The organism is Dactylosporangium sp. McL0621, from assembly GCF_049995355.1.
Taxonomy (GTDB): domain Bacteria; phylum Actinomycetota; class Actinomycetes; order Mycobacteriales; family Micromonosporaceae; genus Dactylosporangium.
In genome coordinates this window covers 10251423-10267906 of sequence record NZ_CP188259.1, presented here as the reverse complement: position 1 = coordinate 10267906, position 16484 = coordinate 10251423, and the positions used below count along the sequence as shown (strand labels likewise).

General features: G+C 72.8%; 14 protein-coding genes. 4 read left to right on the top strand and 10 right to left on the bottom strand.

Going from position 1 to position 16484, the window contains the following annotated elements; translation table 11 throughout:
• The first annotated feature begins 81 nt into the window (after positions 1–81).
• Positions 82–1287, top strand: coding sequence for an ROK family protein (locus ACPPVO_RS48550; protein WP_426505814.1), 1206 nt, complete (start codon positions 82–84; stop codon positions 1285–1287).
• Here the strand turns inward: ACPPVO_RS48550 and ACPPVO_RS48545 are convergent.
• From ACPPVO_RS48545 to ACPPVO_RS48510, 8 genes are all read right to left on the bottom strand, one after another.
• The gene (locus tag ACPPVO_RS48545) at positions 1242–2591 is read right to left on the bottom strand and encodes an LLM class flavin-dependent oxidoreductase (RefSeq protein WP_426505813.1); all 1350 of its coding nucleotides are present in this window, start codon (positions 2589–2591) and stop codon (positions 1242–1244) included. The genes ACPPVO_RS48550 and ACPPVO_RS48545 overlap by 46 nt on opposite strands.
• Positions 2592–2671: 80 nt before the next feature.
• Entirely contained in the window at positions 2672–3514 is an 843-nt protein-coding gene (locus tag ACPPVO_RS48540) for an ABC transporter permease (protein WP_426505811.1), read from the bottom strand.
• The gene (locus ACPPVO_RS48535) at positions 3507–4313 is read right to left on the bottom strand and encodes an ABC transporter ATP-binding protein (protein ID WP_426505809.1); all 807 of its coding nucleotides are present in this window, start codon (positions 4311–4313) and stop codon (positions 3507–3509) included. The genes ACPPVO_RS48540 and ACPPVO_RS48535 overlap by 8 nt, the downstream gene beginning before the upstream one ends.
• A gap of 7 nt (positions 4314–4320) precedes the next feature.
• Positions 4321–5370, bottom strand: a complete 1050-nt coding sequence (locus tag ACPPVO_RS48530) for an ABC transporter substrate-binding protein (RefSeq protein WP_426505807.1) — start codon at positions 5368–5370, stop codon at positions 4321–4323.
• Positions 5370–6290: a TauD/TfdA dioxygenase family protein gene (locus ACPPVO_RS48525; RefSeq protein ID WP_360392278.1), complete on the bottom strand. Its 921-nt coding sequence runs from the start codon at positions 6288–6290 to the stop codon at positions 5370–5372. Before ACPPVO_RS48525 ends, ACPPVO_RS48530 begins: the two co-directional genes overlap by 1 nt.
• A gap of 487 nt (positions 6291–6777) precedes the next feature.
• Positions 6778–7239, bottom strand: coding sequence for a cupin domain-containing protein (locus ACPPVO_RS48520; RefSeq protein ID WP_360392273.1), 462 nt, complete (start codon positions 7237–7239; stop codon positions 6778–6780).
• A 13-nt stretch (positions 7240–7252) separates the two neighbouring features.
• The gene (locus tag ACPPVO_RS48515; RefSeq protein ID WP_426505805.1) at positions 7253–8380 is read right to left on the bottom strand and encodes an Ig-like domain-containing protein; all 1128 of its coding nucleotides are present in this window, start codon (positions 8378–8380) and stop codon (positions 7253–7255) included.
• Between the two features lie 59 nt (positions 8381–8439).
• A complete protein-coding gene (locus tag ACPPVO_RS48510; protein WP_426505803.1) occupies positions 8440–9138 on the bottom strand; it encodes a peptidase M23 in 699 nt (232 codons plus the stop codon).
• Between the two features lie 291 nt (positions 9139–9429).
• On the opposite strand from ACPPVO_RS48510, the gene ACPPVO_RS48505 reads away from it, so the two are divergent.
• The gene (locus ACPPVO_RS48505; protein WP_426505802.1) at positions 9430–10230 is read left to right on the top strand and encodes a C39 family peptidase; all 801 of its coding nucleotides are present in this window, start codon (positions 9430–9432) and stop codon (positions 10228–10230) included.
• On the opposite strand, the gene ACPPVO_RS48500 is transcribed toward ACPPVO_RS48505, so the two are convergent.
• The gene (locus tag ACPPVO_RS48500; protein ID WP_426505800.1) at positions 10231–12297 is read right to left on the bottom strand and encodes a transglycosylase domain-containing protein; all 2067 of its coding nucleotides are present in this window, start codon (positions 12295–12297) and stop codon (positions 10231–10233) included. It lies immediately after the preceding gene.
• A gap of 114 nt (positions 12298–12411) precedes the next feature.
• Between ACPPVO_RS48500 and asnB the strand changes: the two genes are divergently transcribed.
• Positions 12412–14298 (top strand): asparagine synthase (glutamine-hydrolyzing), encoded by a 1887-nt coding sequence (gene asnB, locus ACPPVO_RS48495; RefSeq protein WP_426505798.1) that lies wholly within the window; start codon positions 12412–12414, stop codon positions 14296–14298.
• Here asnB and ACPPVO_RS48490 read toward each other — a convergent pair.
• Positions 14291–15493 (bottom strand): MFS transporter, encoded by a 1203-nt coding sequence (locus ACPPVO_RS48490; protein WP_426505797.1) that lies wholly within the window; start codon positions 15491–15493, stop codon positions 14291–14293. The two genes, asnB and ACPPVO_RS48490, sit on opposite strands and share 8 nt — an antisense overlap.
• A 90-nt stretch (positions 15494–15583) precedes the next feature.
• On the opposite strand from ACPPVO_RS48490, the gene ACPPVO_RS48485 reads away from it, so the two are divergent.
• Positions 15584–16408 carry a LysR family transcriptional regulator gene (locus ACPPVO_RS48485; protein WP_426505796.1) on the top strand — a complete coding sequence of 275 codons (825 nt, stop codon included), beginning with the start codon at positions 15584–15586 and terminating at the stop codon, positions 16406–16408.
• The last annotated feature ends 76 nt before the right edge of the window (positions 16409–16484 follow it).

The window sequence follows — 16484 nt, the reverse complement described above, 5'->3', positions numbered from 1 at the left end:
TTACGCGTAAGGCCGAGCTTACGCAATCCCGGTGGTCGGGATTTATCCTACTCACCCTACCGGGCAAGTAGGATATGCTCCATGTTGGCACTGTCGCGAGCCTCGTCACGACCGCAGCGGCGCCGTGCGGTGAGCGTCGGATCGCTCCTGCGCGTCGTCCTGGAGCACGGCCCGCTGCCGCGCAGCACGATGGCGCGGCTCACCGGCCTGTCGCCGGCATCGGTGACCGGGCACACCGCCGAGCTGCTCTCGCTCGGCCTGCTCACCGAGCTGCCCGAGGCCACGGCCGCGAACGGGATGGGGCGGCCGTTCCTCCCGGTCGACCTGGACACCTCGGTGGGCATCGTCGCCGGCATCCACTACGCCATCCCGCACGCCACCGTCGCGCTGCTCGACATCCGCGGGCGCGTGCTGGCCGAGCGCCGGATCCCGCACGGCGACGCCGGCGCGGACCACATCATCGAGCGCAGCGCCGACACGCTCGCGCGGCTGCTGTACGAGCACCCGTGCGGCGACCGGCTCCTGGGCATCGGGATCGCGACCGGCGGCTGGGTCGACCGCGACCACGGCACAATCGTCGAGCACCCGATGCTCGGCTGGCGCCAGGTCCCGGCCGGCGCCGTCTTCGCCCGCCGGTTCGGGGTGCCCGCGCTTGTCGACTCGCACTCGCGGGCGCTGGTGCGCGCCGAGCAGCTGTTCGGCCACCCCCGCTCGCGGGAGAGCGTCCTCGCCGTCTTCGTCGGCAACGTGGTCGACGCCGCCTTCGCGCTCGGCGGGCAGGTCCAGCACGGGCCCCGCTTCCAGGCCGGCAGCATCGCCCACCTGCCTGTCGCCGGCAGCGCCGAGCCGTGCTCGTGCGGCCGCTCCGGCTGCCTGCAGGCGACGGTGTCGGAGCGCCGCCTGGTGGAGACGGCGTACCGGGCCGGGCTGATCGCCGAGCCGTCGATCTTCGAGCTGGTCGACGTCGCGGCCGCGGGCGACCCGGACGCCCGCGAGCTCTTCCGCCGGCGGGCCGAGGTGGTCGGGCGGGCCATCGCGCCGATCGCGGACCTGCTCAACCCGGACTTGGTACTGCTGGTCGACCCCGGCCTCGCCCGGCTGCCCGACTGCCTGGCGACCCTGCGCGCGGAGCTCGCCCGGCACAGCGCGACGGTCACCGACCCCGAGCGCAGCGTGCTGATGTCGAGCTTCATGACCGCGCCGCTGGCCATGGCCGGCGGCGCGGTCATGCTCGACGCCCTCTACACCGATCCGTTCACCGTGCTGGCGTTCGCGGCAGCGTCCTGACCGGGCCGGGCCAGCCCGTAGTGCTCGCGCAGCGTCGCGCCCTCGTACTCGGTGCGGAAGAGGCCGCGCTCGCGCAGGATCGGCACGACCTGCTCTACGAAGTCCTCCAGCCCCGACGGCAGGGCCGCGCCCATGACGTTGAAGCCGTCGGCCGCGCCGTTGCCGAACCACTCCTGCAGTACGTCGGCGGTCTGTTCCGGGGTACCGATGAAGGTCCAGTGACCCCGGCCGCCGCCCAGCCGCCCGATGAGCTGGCGGACGGTCAGCCGCTCGCGCCGCGCCAGGTTCACGATCAGGCTCGACCGGCTCTGCGCGCCCTCGATCGAGGCGCTGTCCGGGATGTCGTCCGGCAGCTGCTCGTCCAGGACCAGCCGGTCGACGGGCACCTCGAGGGTCTCGGAGAGCTGCCCGAGCCCGAACTCGGGCACGATCAGGTCCTCGAGCTCCTGGGCCTTGCGCTGCGCCTCGGCCTCGGTCGAGCCGAGGATCGGCACGATGCCCGGCAGGATCTTGACCGCGGCCGGGTCGCGGCCCAGGGCGGCCGCCCGCGCCTTGAGGTCCGCGTAGAAGTGCTGGGCGTCGGCGATCGTCTGCTGCGCGGTGAAGACGGCGTCGGCGTAGCGCGCGGCGAAGTCCTTGCCGTCGTGCGAGGAGCCGGCCTGTACGAGCAGCGGGTGGCCCTGCGGCGGGCGCGGCACGTTCAGCGCGCCCGCGACGCTGTAGTACTCGCCGCGGTGGCCGACAGGGTGCACCTTGGCCGGGTCGATGTAGCGGCCGCGGGCCTTGTCGGCGAGCCGGGCGTCGTCGTCCCAGGAGTCCCACAGCTTGCGGGAGACCTCCACGAACTCGGTCGCCCGGCGGTACCGGTCGAGGTGGTCCGGCCGGTCGTCGAGGCCGAAGTTGCGCGCGGCCGCCTGCCCGGCCGTGGTGACGATGTTCCAGCCCGCCCGGCCGCCGCTGACGTGGTCGAGGGAGGCGAAGCGGCGGGCCAGGTTGTAGGGCTCGTTGTACGTCGTCGAGGCGGTCGCGATCAGCCCGATCCGGCTCGTCGCGGCCGCGAGGATCGTCAGCAGGATCGTGGGCTCGAGCTGGCCGGCCGGGCGGAACTCGATGCCCTGCCACAGCGCGGGGCCGTCGGCCAGGAACAGCGAGTCGAGCTTGCCCCGCTCGGCGATCTGGGCCAGGCGGATCCAGTGCCGCACGTCGACGTCGGCGTACGGGTCGCTCTCGGGCAGCCGCCACGCCGCCTCGTGATGGCCCGAGCTCATCAGGAACGCGTTCAGATGCAGTTGCCGCCCGGTCATGCGCCCTCCGCTTCGCTCCGGCCGCACGACCGTCGAACTGAGCCCATGATGACCGGCCCCTCCGCTTCGCTCCGGACCGGTCATGCTCGCCACCTCAGGACCTTCGACTCGATGAACAGCAGCAGGTAGTTGAATGCGACGCCGATGATCGACACGGTGAGGATGCCGGCGTACATCTCGGGGATCTGGAAGTTGAACTGCGCGGAGATGATCATGTAGCCGAGGCCGGCCTTGGCCCCCACGTACTCGGTGGTGATCAGCACGAGCATGGAGGCCGCGCCGGCGAGCCGGATGCCGGTGAAGATCGTCGGCAGCGCCGCCGGGACGATCACCTTGGCGAAGAGCTTGAGGTGCGGCAGCCCGAGCGAGCGGGCCGACTTGATCAGCAGCGGGTCGACGTCGCGGGCCCCGCTGATCGTGTTGTACAGCACCGGCCAGAAGCAGGCGTACGCGATGATCGCGATCTTCGAGGTGTCGCCGATGCCGAGGATCAGGGTGAAGACGGGCAGCAGGGCCACCGCCGCCGTGTTGAGGAAGACGGCCAGCAGCGGCGAGAGGACCCCGGCCACCGCGCGGTACCAGGCGACGAGCAGCCCCAGCGGCACCGCGACCGAGATGGCGATCGCGAAGCCGCTCAGCGAGCGGTGCAGGCTGGCCCAGATGTTGATCCACAGGTCGCCGTCGACCGCGAGCCCCCACCAGGTGTGCAGCACCTCGCTCAGCGGCGACAGGAACGCCGGGTCGACCCAACCGGCCGTCGGCGCGAGCTGCCACAGCGCGAGGAAGGCGGCGATGGCGACGACCCGCCGCACGCCGGTGCCGAGCAGGCGTGCCGCCCGCCCCGCCGTCCCCCGCCGCGGCGCCGGGAGGGCGGGCGCGGAAGCCGCGGGCTTCTCGATGACCGCGATCGTGGTCTCAGACACCGGCCCCCACCTCCTGCAGTTCGAAGGCGCGCCGCACCTCGTCGTGCAGCAGCTCCCAGATCTCGTGCCGGTAGCGGACGAACTCCGGCGCCGAACGGACGTCCCCGCCGGTCGCCCCCAGCTCGATGTCCACGACGCGCTTGATCCGGCCCGGCCGCGCGGTCATCACCGCGACCCGCTGACCCAGATACACCGCCTCTTCGATGCTGTGGGTGATGAACAGCACGGTGGTACCCGTACGCCGCCAGATCGACAGCAGGTCCTCCTGCAGCGCCTCCCGCGTCTGGGCGTCCAGCGCCGCGTAGGGCTCGTCCAGCAGCAGCACCTCGGGCTCGTAGGCCAGGCTGCGGGCGATGGCCACCCGCTGGCGCATGCCGCCGGAGAGCTCGTGCGGGTACCGGTCCGCGAAGGCCGTCAGCCCGACGAGCGCCAGCATCTCCCGGGCCCGCTCGGCCCGGCGCCGGCGCGGCGTCCCCTTGACCTCGAGGCCGAACTCGACGTTGGCCTGCGCGGTCCGCCACGGGAACAGGGCGTACTGCTGGAAGACCACGCCGCGGTCCAGGCCGGGGCCGGTGACGGTCCGCCCGCCGATGGTCAGCTCGCCGGAGGTCGGGCTGGTCAGCCCGGCGATCAGGTCCAGCAGCGTGGACTTGCCGCACCCGCTCGGGCCGACCAGCGCGAGGAACTCCCCGGCGGCGATGTCGAGGCTGATGTTGTCCAGGGCCGTCAGCGCGGCGGAGTTGCGCGCGGGGAACGTCTTGGTGATGTTCCTGATCCTGATCTCGGTGTTGCCGGCCATCGTGCGATCACCCCTTCGCCGGTAGTGCGGGCGAGGTCGCGTTCGGGTTGAACTCGTTGGTGTACAGGTCCGAGGACTTCGGGACCTGCTTCACCGACCCCGTGGTGAGCAGCCAGTCCTGCCACAGCGTGAAGTCGCCGTCGACGATGTAGCCGTGGTTGGACGGCACGCCGACGCTCTGCCAGTACTTCAGCGTCGTCGTCGTCTCGTTGGTCCGGGCCCGTCCCTCGACGATCTTCGTGAACGTGGCGATGACCTCGTCGCGCGGCGTGGTCCGCTCCCACTCGATCGCCTTGCCGACGCCGTCGACGAAGGCGCGTACCGCCGCGGGGTTCTTCTTGATGAAGTCGTTGCGGAACACGTACTGCCCGCCGTTGAACGGCCCGTAGAGGTCCACCTGGGTGAACAGCGTCCGCAGCCCGCCGGCCGCCTCCGCCCGCTGCCGGAACTGCCCGGAGAGCGCGACGGCGTCGATCTGGCCCTTGCGCAGCGCGTCCTCGGCGTTGGGCGGCGGGAGCGTCACCAGCTCGACCTTCTTGGCGTCGGCCGCCGACAGCCCGGCCTTGTGCAGCACGTTGAAGATGTCCGCCTCGTTCTGCCCGCCGAGCGTGTTCACCCCGACCTTCTTGCCGATCAGGTCCCGGGCGGTCCGGAGCGGGCTGCCGTCCAGCACGTAGTACCCGGTGAACTCCTTGTTGTCGCTGCCGTAGTAGTTGATGACCGCCTTGATCCCGGCGCCGGAGCTGACGAGCTTCTCCACGGCGCCGCCGAAGGCGCCCCCGAAGTCGGCCTCGCCGGTGGCCGCGGACTGGATGTCCTGGGGCCCGCTGATGGTGTTGCCGACCCACTTGAGCTTGACCTTGCCATCGAAGTAGCCCAGGTGCTCGGCCACCTCCGGCAGCGTGACCTGGTTGGCCCAGCCCTGGTACCGCAGGGTAGTGACGCCCGCGGCGTCGGGCGCGCTGTCACTGGCCTCGGCCGAGCCGCACGCCGACAGCGCCACCGCCGCGACGGCGAGGACCGCCAGCGCCCCGGCCCCGGATCGAACCCGGGCCATCACGCGGCGACCGCGACGGAAACGGCCGGCGTGTAGTGCGAAGCGTCGCCGGAAATGGAGTAGCTCGCCTTGCCGTCGACGCCGACCGGGATCTCCCCGGCGACCGTGACGCGGTTCAGGCGGCGCGGCCGGTCGTCGTAGTTGTCGATCGCGTAGTGCTGGGTGATGCGATTGTCGAAGATGACGAGCTCGTTCGGCGACCACCGCCACCGCAGCACGTTCTCGGGCCGGGTGACGTACGCCTGCAGCAGCCGGAGAATGTCGCGCGACTCGGTGCTGGAAAGCCCGGCGATCCGGCTCGCGAATCCACCGATGAACAGCCCCCGCTCGCCGGTGAGCGGGTGCACGCGCACGACCGGGTGCACCGTTTCGTAGCCGATGGAGGTGAACTGCGCCCGGCGCTCCTGCGCGCCCTCGTCGAGCGACTCCGGCGGTACGGCGTAGTCGTAGTCGTTGGTGTGCACCGCCCACAGCGTCTCGGCGAACGCGCGCAGCGGCGCCGGGAGGTCCCGGTAGGCCGCGGCCGCGTTGGCGATCAGCGTCTCGCCGCCGTAGGGCGGCAGCACGATGCTGCGCAGGGTGCTGACCTGCGGCGGGCTGACCACGAAGGTCACGTCGGTGTGCCAGTGGTTGGCCCGTCCCCGCTCGCTGTCGACCGGCAGCACGTTCGGCGCGCCCGGCTCGGCCGGCACCGTCGGGTGGGCGGTGGTGAGCTCGCCGAAGTAGCGCGCGAAGCGCTCCTGGCCGGCGTCGTCGAGATCGACGTCCTTGAACACGAGCGCCTTGTGCTCGTTGAGTGCGGCACGGATCGCGTCCACGGTTTCGGCGTCGAGCTCCGCGCCGATGTTCACGCCGCGGACCTCGGCCCCGATGCGGGCGGTGACCTTGCGGACGTCGAGTGCGGTGAGGCTGGTTGTCATCGCGATTTCTCCTCGCAAATGCGTTTCGGGCATGCGAACGGCATCGTTGCGACCCGGGGCCGCACGATTACGGGAATGGCGCGGTGAGACCGGAGATCACCGCGGGGAAGAGGCAGCGTCGATCAGCGACACTGCATGGACACCGACAACATGTTGTCGATGACGCGCCGCCTCGTGAAGGCGATGTGTCGGGGCGAGAAGAGTCGCCCGGGTCCGGTCATGCATCGATCGTCGCCGTCCGGCGATGGGCCTGTCAACATTCGGCGGAGCTGAATTAAGTCCATCGGCACGGTAGGAGTTCGAGTGCCCTGGTCAGGGCTTCCCGCCGCCGCTGCCACCAGCGGTCTGATCCCGATTCCGGATTCCTGGCGCCTGAACGGCCAGGGCGGAGGCGAGAATCATCGCTCCGGGCACAGGACGTAGAAAGGCCCGGATCCGCGGCGGATCCGGGCCTTTTCGGCAGTCATTCCGGTTGAAGCGGCTCAGCTCACCAGCCGGGCTCGCGCGACGCCACGCGGTCCTCGTCCGGCAGGCGGATCGCCGTGGCCTGCGGCGGGCGCGCGTACTCGCCGTCCGTCACCTGCTCGCCCCACTCGGTGCCCGGGCCGTCCGGGTCCCGTTCCTGGGTCGAGACCATCGCCACGAACGTGCTGGGCGCGGCGCCGTGCCAGTGCCACTCGCCCGCGGCCACGACGATCGTGTCGCCGGCTCGTACCTCGTGCACCGGGCCGCCGCGGCGCTGTACGCGGCCGATGCCGTGCAGCACGTGCAGGACGCGGCCGAACGGGCAGCGGTGCCACGCCGTGCGCGCGCCCGGGTTGAACTGGGCGTGGAACGTCGCCAGGCGCGACGGTTCCAGCGCGGTGACGTCACGGCCGATCCAGGCGACGCCGGAGTACCGCTGCTGCGGCGCCGGGCGGCTCGTGCTGGGGGCGCGGATGACCTCCATGATCGGGCTCCTCTCAGGCTTTGGTGTAGTCGGCCCACGACAGGTCCCAGGCGGTCCAGCCGTCGCCCGGGTCGAGCTTGACCTCGGTGCCGCGGGTGGTGACCGGGTCGCCGACGAGGACCTGCTCGTAGAGCCACCGGGCGTTGTCGGTGGACACGTTGGTGCAGCCGTGCGAGACGTTGCGCCGGCCCTGGTCGCCCACGGACCACGGGGCGGCGTGGATGTACTGGCCGCCCCAGGTGAGGCGCATCGCGTACTGGACCGTGGTGGTGTACTCCGGCGTGCGGAAGACCGCCGACGGCTCGCGGGACATGATGACCGTCGTGCCGCTCGACGTCGGCGTCGACGCCTTGCCGAGGCTCACCGGCACCGTGCGCACGACGGCGTCGTCGCGGTACACCTGCATCGTCTTGGTGCTGTTGTCGATGTCGATGGTGAGCTTGCGGCCGATCGTGACGCTCGCGGTGAAGTCCTCGTCGGCGTGCCCGTTGCCGATGGGCACCCCGTTGAGGGCCTTGCGCGCGGTGATCTTCGTGCCGGGCTGCCAGTAGTGCTCGGGCCGGAACATCACCTGCCGGCCGCCGAACCAGTGCCAGGCGCCGGGCTGCGGCGGGTCGCTCGTGACGAACAGGCGGCGCTCGACGGCCGCGCGGGACTGCTCCGGCACGTCGGTCCCGAACTCCACCACGATCGGCATGCCGACGCCGTAGGTGCCGCCGTTGGTGAGCATCAGGTCGGAGGTGACGACCGCGCCCGCCGGTTTCGCGGCGGTGTGGAAGGTCGTCTCGCGGGTGACCGCCTTGTCGCCGGCGCCGACGGCGGTCACCTTCACGGTGTAGGAGGTGTCGTACTGCAGCGCCGCCGCCGGAACCCACGACGACCCGTCGGCCCGGGCCGCCCCGGGGATCGGCCGGCCCGCGGCGTCGGCGAGCTCGACCGCGGTGATCCGGCCGTCGGTGACGCTGGTGCCGATCTCGGCACTGACGGGTACCGCCGCATCGCCCGCCGCCGGCGTGATGCTCAGGGCGGCGGGTTTCAGCGGCGGCACATACTTCGCGGCCCGCTTGGGCGGATCCCCGTGGCAGGCCGTCAGCCCGGTGGCCACGAGGACCAGGGCCGCGACGGTGGTTCGTGTGTGCATGCGGGCATACTGCGATCCGCCCGGGCGAGCCCGCCGGAAGTTCGGAGTGATTTCGGGGCTTACATCGTGGAGTCGGCGATCTGGGTGGCCAGGCCCTCCCACTTGGCGTACGCGTCCGGGAAGGCCGAGCCCTGCACCATCTGGGCCGCGACCGTCACCCGGTAGTCGCCCCAGCCCGGGATGCGGGTGAGCGCCGCGTAGAAGCGCCGCGCGGACTCGTGCGGGTCCATGAGCTGGTCGATGGCGCCCCAGTTCGGGCGCTGCTGGAAGAGCCCGACGGAGTCGTAGTCGTAGCCGACGCCCTGGTTGGGGTGGTCCAGCGACTGCGGCAGGTTGCCGTTGGCCAGGTTGCGCAGGTGGCTCTCCTGCAGCGCGGTCGCGAGCGCCACGATGGCCGCGCGCTTGGGCAGGTTCTCGCGCTTGGCCACGTCGACGATCGCGATCGCGTTGTCCATCTCGGCGCGGCTGAGCCCGCCGACCGGCTCCGCGATCGTCGGGCCGGTCTTGGCCGGGGTGGGCGCGGCCGGCGTCGCGGTCGCGGTCTCCGTCTTGGTCTCGGTGCGCTGCTTGCTGCGGGAGGCCACCCCCGGCTCGGAGCGCTCGGCGCCGGCGGCCGCCTCGACCTGGGCGGCGTTGCGGCCCGGGGTCGCGGCGGGCCGGTCGGTGGGGGCGAAGGCCAGCGCGAGCGCGAGGGCCGCGACCGCGACGAGCGCCTTCTGCGGCAGGATGTTCCGTTCCCAGAACGGCTTGAGCGTCACGGCCGACGGCTGTGGCGCTTTCGGCTTCACGGCGGGAAGACCGAACGGTGTTGCATGGCGGAAGCGTCGGCCCCGCAGATGGCGGGGACCGCTCGTGAGCTGCTGGTTTTCGTCGTCGCCGGCGAACATGCGGCGAGACTAGGACCGGGGTGAGGCGGGGGTGGTTCCGGGCATGAAAATCGGCGCCCGGGCCAGGTGCGCCGAGGCCGCCCTGACCCCGGCAACCGTCCCGGTGGCCGAATCACCCGGGGGGTGAAATGGCCGCTGAAGTGCGCGTTTAGCGTCCGGTGCGTGTCGTACCTCTACCGGCCCCGCCACAGCCGAACCGACCTCGGCCGGCCGCGGCTGCCGGTCGCGGCGGCGTCGGCGGTCCTCGCGCTCGCGGCCGGCCTCGGTGTCGTGACCGTCGCCCCGTCGGACACGATCGCGACGCCGGCGGCCGCGGCCGAGCCGTCCGCCGCCCCGCGGCAGACCGACGCGGCCGCCAGCCGCGGCAAACGCCCCGAACCCAGCCCCACCCCGAGCAGCCCCACCCCGAGCAGCCCCACCCCGAGCAGCGCGGCGCCGGCGCCTGCGGTCGTGGCCGACCTCGAGCTGCCGTACCAGTTCGCCTGGCAGGAGAACTTCTACTACTGCGGCCCCGCGGCGACCCGGATCGCGCTCACCGCGCGCAACCTGTTCCCGTCGCAGTCACAGGTCGCGCAGGCCCTGGGCACGACCGTGAACGGCACCAACTCGTCGCAGGACACGGTGCGGGCCCTGAACGCGTACACCGGCGGCGGCTTCTACTCCGCGCACTTCATCCCCGGCCAGTCGGCGTCGGCCGAGGATGTCGAGGAGCTGAAGCGGTCGGTCGTGAACGCGGTCGGCCACGGCTACGCGGTGGTCGCGAACATCGCGGGGTCCACAGTGGACGACGGCGGCCACGCCCACGCGTACCCGGGCGGGCACTACCTGACGATCGTCGGGTACCACAACGGCGGCGACACGGTGAAGATCGCCGACCCGGCGGACGCGCTGGGCGTGGGCTCCTACACGCTGAGCGTCAAGAAGATGGCGGACTGGATCGCCCTGCGCGGCTACGCGGCCTGATCACGAGCCGAGGGCCCGGGCCCGCGACGGCGCCGGGAAGGGCTGGGCCGGCTTGCCCCGCAGCACGGCCGCCATCGTCTGGGCCACGGCCTGGTTCACGGCGCTCGACACGCCCGAGCCGACGCGGTCGTTCGGGCTGTCGGCGTTGACCGCGATCCCGGCCGCCGCGACCTGCGGGGTGAAGCCCGCGAAGGTCTCCGTCGCGTTGTACTCCGAGCTGCCCGTCTTGCCGGCCACCGGGTGGCCGGCCAGCATCGAGGAGACGTTCTCCGCGGTACCGCCGTCGCACTTGCCGTAGGCCGAGCCCTTGCCCACCGGGCACCGCGCGGCGTCCGCGGCCGCCGCGGCCACGTCGGGCTCGACGACCTGGCGGCACCGGGGGGAGCCGGCGTCCAGCACCTGGCCGTCCGGGTCGGTGATGGACAGGACCGGCAGCGGCTCGCAGTACACGCCGCCCGCGGCCACCGCCGCGTACGCGTTGGCCAGGTCCAGCGGGGTCGTCAACGCCACACCCAGGGTGAACGAGCCCCACTGGTCGGCCTTGCCGGCCATCGTCTGGTCCTGCAGGCTGCGGAAGGTGATGCCGAGGCGCTGGGCCATCTCCACCACGCGGCGGGCGCCGACCTGCTGTTCGAGCCACACGAAGTACGTGTTCACCGAGCGGCCGAACGCGTTCCACATCGTGCGGTCGCCGTCCATCCACGACGGGGTGTCGTTGCCGGGGCACCAGCGGCCGCCGCAGCTGCCCGGCCCGGCGTCCGGCCAGATGCTCGCCAGGCGGCTCGGAGCCTTGAAGCGGGTGCTCAGCGGCATCCCCGCGTCCAGCGCCGCCAGCATCGTGAACATCTTGAACGTCGAGCCGGCCTGGTACCCGGACACGCCCGTGCCGCCCGCGACGAGCTGGTTGACCGTGTTCGAGCGGCCCGGCTCCAGGCTGAAGTGCCGGTTCACCGCCAGCGCCAGCACCCGGCCGGTGCCCGGGGTCACCACGGCCAGGGGGAGCGAGCGCGCGCTGCCGTACCCGTACACGCCGAGCGACTGGCCGAGCGCCGCCGCCTGCACGCCGGGATCGAGCGAGGTGACGATGTTGTACCCGCCCGTGCGCAGCCGCTCGTCGCGCTCGGTCGGCGTCGTGCCGAACTCGGGCCGGGAGTTCCACCACTGGCGGAAGTAGTCGCAGAAGAAGCCCCAGTCGTTGTGCTCCGGGGCGACCGAGGCGCAGTCGTTGGGCGGGCGCAGCTCGGTCAGGCGCAGCTCCGCCGCCGTCGCCCCGGCCGCCGCCGCGGCCGTGGTGGTGTGCATCTTCACCATCGCGTCGAGGGTGTACGCGCGCCGGTTCAGCGCCGCGGTGCGGTCGCCGCTGATCGGGTTGTCCGCGTCCGGCGACTGCAGCAGGCCGGCCAGCAGCGCGGCCTCCGGCAGGGTCAGGTCGGCCGGGGCCTTGCCGAAGTACGTCTGCGCCGCCGCCGCGATGCCGTAGGCGCCCGCGCCGAAGTACGCGATGTTGAGGTACCGCTCCAGGATCTCGTTCTTGGAGAGCTTCTTCTCCAGCCCCTGCGCGTACCGCATCTCGCGCAGCTTGCGCGTCGGCGTGTCGGACAGGGCGTCGAGGTGCTGCTGCGGGGTGAGGCCGGGGTCGTTCTTGAGCACGTTGCGCACGTACTGCATGGTCAGCGTCGACGCCCCCTGCTGTGCGCCGCCGCGGCTGTTGGACACGAACGCGCGCGCCACGCCGCGGATGTCGACGCCGTGGTGCTGGTAGAAGCGCGTGTCCTCGGCGGCGACGACCGCCTCGCGCAGCGCCGGCGCCACCTCGTCCAGCGGCACGTCGCGCCGGTTCTCGTCGTAGAACGCGGTGATGAGCGTCTTGCCGTCGCTGGCGAACACGTACGACGTCTGCGCGGGCCGGGGCATGGCCAGCTCCGTCGGCAGCGACTCCCACGTGTCGCCGCCGGCCTTGGCCGCGCCGCCGGCGGTGATCGCGAGGGGGAGGGCCGCGGCCGCGAGCACCGCGCCGCCGAGCACGCCGCACAGGAGCAGTCGCAGAACCTTGAGCAGTCGGTGCATGGCGCGCGGCTACCCGGCGCCGCGAAGGACGTACCTCACCCGTGGTAGCAAGATTCGGATGGGCGGCCAGGCATCCACCTGTCGCGGTGCCCGGGCGGTGTTCGGCTGAGTGGCATGTGCGGCTTCCTGATGTACACCGGCAACGACATCATCACCGCGGAGACCCTCGGCGCGATGGAGCGCCGGCTCGGCCTCCTCGAGCACCGGGGCCCCGACGACATGGCCCTCGCGCGGGTCGGCCCCGGCACCGCCGCCGGGTTCCGCCGGCTCGCCGTCATCGACCGGCAGGGCAGCCGGCAGCCGCTGCGCTACGCCGACCGCTGGACGCTGGTCTTCAACGGCGAGATCTACAACTTCGAGTCGCTGCGCGCGGAGCTCATCAACGAGTACGGGGCGACGTTCGCGACCGACGGCGACGCCGAGGTGGTCGCGGCCGCGTTCCACTACTGGGGCGAGGCGGCGCTGGACCGGCTGCGCGGGATGTTCGCCTTCGCGCTGTGGGACGCCGAGACGGACACGATCTACGCGGCGCGCGACCCGTTCGGGATCAAGCCGCTGTACTACCTCGTGACCCGCGACGGCGTGTGGCTGTCGAGCGAGAAGGCGCCGCTGCTGGACTGCGCGGCCGATGACCTCGATCCCACGGCGTTGTCGCTGTACCTCACGATGCAGTACGTCCCCGAGCCGTACACCCTGCACCGCGACATCGCCCGCCTCCCCCCCGGCGCCCTGCTCACCAAGGAGTTCGGCCGCGCCCCGACGGTCCGCCGCTACGCCCGCCCCGCCTTCCGCCCCGACCCGGCCGTCGAGGAGGCCGCCGTCGTCGCCGACCTGCGCGAGGCCCTGCGCGACAGCGTCAAGGCGCACATGCGCGCCGACGTCCCGGTGGGCACGTTCCTGTCCAGCGGCGTCGACTCGACCGCGATCGTCGCCCTGGCCGCCGAGCACCACCCGCACCTGCAGGCGTTCACCGCCGCGTTCGAGTCGGGCCACGACGAGCTGGAGATCGCCGAGCGCTCGGCCCAGGAGCTCGGCGTGGAGCTCATCCCGTCGGTCGTGCGCCCCGCCGACGTCATGGAGGCGCTGCCCCGCATCGTCTGGCACCTGGGCGACCCGGTCGCCGACCCGTCGATCGTGCCGCTGTACTTCCTCTGCCGCACCGCCGCCCAGCACGTCACCGTGGTCCTCTCCGGCGAGGGCGCCGACGAGCTGGCCGGCGGCTACACGATCTACCGCGAGCCGCAGTCCCTCGCGGCCGTCTCCGACCGCGGTCCGGCGATCCGCCGGGCCCTGCGCCGGGTGGCCCGGGCCATGCCCGAGGGGATGCGCGGCAAGAGCTACCTGGAGCGGGCGACAACCCCGATGCGGCAGCGGTACTTCGGCAATGCCCGCGTCCTCTCCGACGCCGAACGGTCCCGGCTCCTGCGTGGCGCCCCTGCGGTCGGCCACGCGCACGTGACCGCCCCGCTGTACGCCGAGGTGCCGGACCTGGACCCGCTGACGACCATGCAGCACATCGACCTGAACACCTGGCTGCCCGGCGACATCCTGACCAAGGCCGACCGCATGTCGATGGCGCACTCGCTGGAGCTGCGCGTCCCGTATCTGGACCGCCGCGTCTTCGAGGTCCTCTCGACGCTGCCGCCGCACCTCAAGCTGCCGCGCAAGGGCCGCACCACGAAGTACGCGCTGCGCCAGGCCGTCGACGGCATCGTCCCCTCGTTCGTGCGGGACCGCCCGAAGCTGGGGTTCCCGACGCCCGCGAAGGCCTGGCTGCGCACCGACCTGAACGAGTGGGCGCACCATGTGCTGTCCACGTCGGGCGCGAAGACCCTCCTCGACCTGGACTACGCCCACGACCTGCTGAGGGAGCACGAACGCGGGCAGGCCGACCACGCGCGCAAGCTCTGGATCGTGCTGAGCTTCTGCCTGTGGCACAGCATCTTCGTGGACGGCGTGATGCCGGCGCGCACCGCCCCGCGGACCGTGCCGTCTACCTGAGCGCGGGCCGTCTCCTTTCGCGCGGGCCGTCCACTTTCCGCGGCGCCTTGCGGCGTGACAGCAGGAAACCGGCCAGTGCGGCGGCGAGGGCGGCCAGCCCGGACGCCGCGAAGCCGGCGCCCGGCTCCGCGTGGTCGATCGCCAGCCCGGCGAGCGGGGATCCGAGCGCGAAGCCGGCGCTCAGCGCCGTCGACAGCAGGCCGGTCGCCTCGCCCCGCACGCCGACCGGGGCGAGCCGGCTCATCGCGTCGGCCATCGTGGTGAGGGTCGGCGCGGTCAGGAGCCCGGCGCCGACCGCGGCCACGCACAGCCAGCGCCAGTCGCGGGCCAGCCCGGCCGGGAGCGTCAGCAGCCCCAGCAGGCCGAGCAGCAGCCAGGTGGGCAGCGGCCGGGACCAGGCGCCGTACAGCAGCCCGCCACAGACCGAGGCCAGGCCCGACACGGCCACCACCACGGCGGCCCACGGCACCTGACCGGCCGCCCGGAGCGTGGCGACGATGGCGATGTCGACCCCGCTGAGCAGCGTCGTGGCGCCGAAGGCCATCGTGAGCACGGCGATCATGCCGGCGCCCAGCCACTGCCGGCGCGGGGGGCCGTCCGCGCCGGCCGCCGACTCGTCCGGCGTCCGCAGCGGCGGGTCGAGCCAGGCGATCCCGGCCCCGCCGGCCACGATCGCGGCGCCGACCCCCCACGCGACCGCGCCGGGCGACGTCTGCGCCGCGCACAGGACCACGACGGCCGGGCCGACCATGTACGACAGCTCGCCCTGCACGGACTCCAGCGCGAACGCGGCCCGGCGCTGCGTGACAGTCGTCATCGCGGCGATCGCCTGCCTGGTCACCGACTGCGCCGGCACCATCAGCAGGCCCGCGACGGCGGCGGCGCCCAGCAGGACCGCGTACGGCAGCACCGGCACGCTCAGCCAGAACACCACCTGCGCGACCACGGTGACCAGCAGCACGGCGCGCACGCCGCGCCGGTCGAGCAGGCGGCCGAGCAGCGGCCCGCCCAGCGCCAGCCCGGCGGTCAGCGCGGCCGCGACACCGCCCGCGGCCGCGTAGCTCAGACCCAGCCGGAGCACGACGTACAGCGTCAGCGCCATCACGACGGCCGTGATCGCGACCCGGGCGAGCAGCGAGACGGCGAGCAGGACGGCCATCCCGGGCACGGCGAGTACCTCGCGGTATCGGCTCACCGGCCCGACGCTAGATCAACCGGCCTGCCATAGGAACTGGCCAACTTCTTGGACCGGGCATAATGAATACTTATGCCCAGGGATCTCGACATGGCGCTCCTGCGGTCGTTCGTCACCGCCGTGCGCGCGGGCAGCATCAGCCGGGCCGCGACCGCGCTCGGCCACACCCAGCCCGCGCTGAGCCAGCAGCTGCGCAAGCTCGAGGGCATCGTCGGCCGCCCCCTGCTCCACCGGTCCTCCTCCGGCGTCCGGCCGACCCGGGCCGGGGAGGAGCTCCTGCCCTACGCCGAACGCATCCTGTCGCTCTCGGCCCAGGCCCTAACGGAGGCCGGCCGCGCACTGACCGGCCGCTGCGGCGTAGGGCTGCTCGAGGACCTGGCCGCGACCCAGCTCGCCCAGGCCCTGGCCGACCTGGCCGGCCTGCACCCGGGCGCGACGCTGGAGGTGCTCACCTTCACCAGCGCCGCGATGCGCCAGGCCTACGACGCGGGCCGGGTCCAGCTCGTGCTCGACGAGGTGCCGTACCTTCCCGCGCCGCCCCGCTGGACGGTCCGCCGCCCGCTCGTGTGGGCGATCGGCCCCGGGGTGGACGTGGCGGCCGACCCGTTGCCGGTGGTGCTGTTCTCCGACCCGTGCTTCTGGCGGACGGCGGTGCTGGAGACCCTCGAACGCGCCGGCCGGCGCTGGCGCGTGGCGTTCGAGAGCAACAGCCTCCTCGGCGTGCTCGCCGCGGTGCGGGCCGGTCTCGGCGTGGCGGCGCTCATGCCCGCGAACCTGGAGCCGGCCCTGGCCGGCCACGACGCGGACGCCCTGCCCACGCTGCCGGACGCCGAGCTCGGCCTCGCCCGGCACCCGCGGACGGAGGGCGACCAGCTGATCGACGCCGTGGAGACCGCCCTGCGCCGGACCATCTGAAGTTGCGGCCCCGGGTCTTCGTGGTCGGAGCGGTCCCCGGGGTGCCACGGCCCGTCGAACCGCAACCACTACTCAA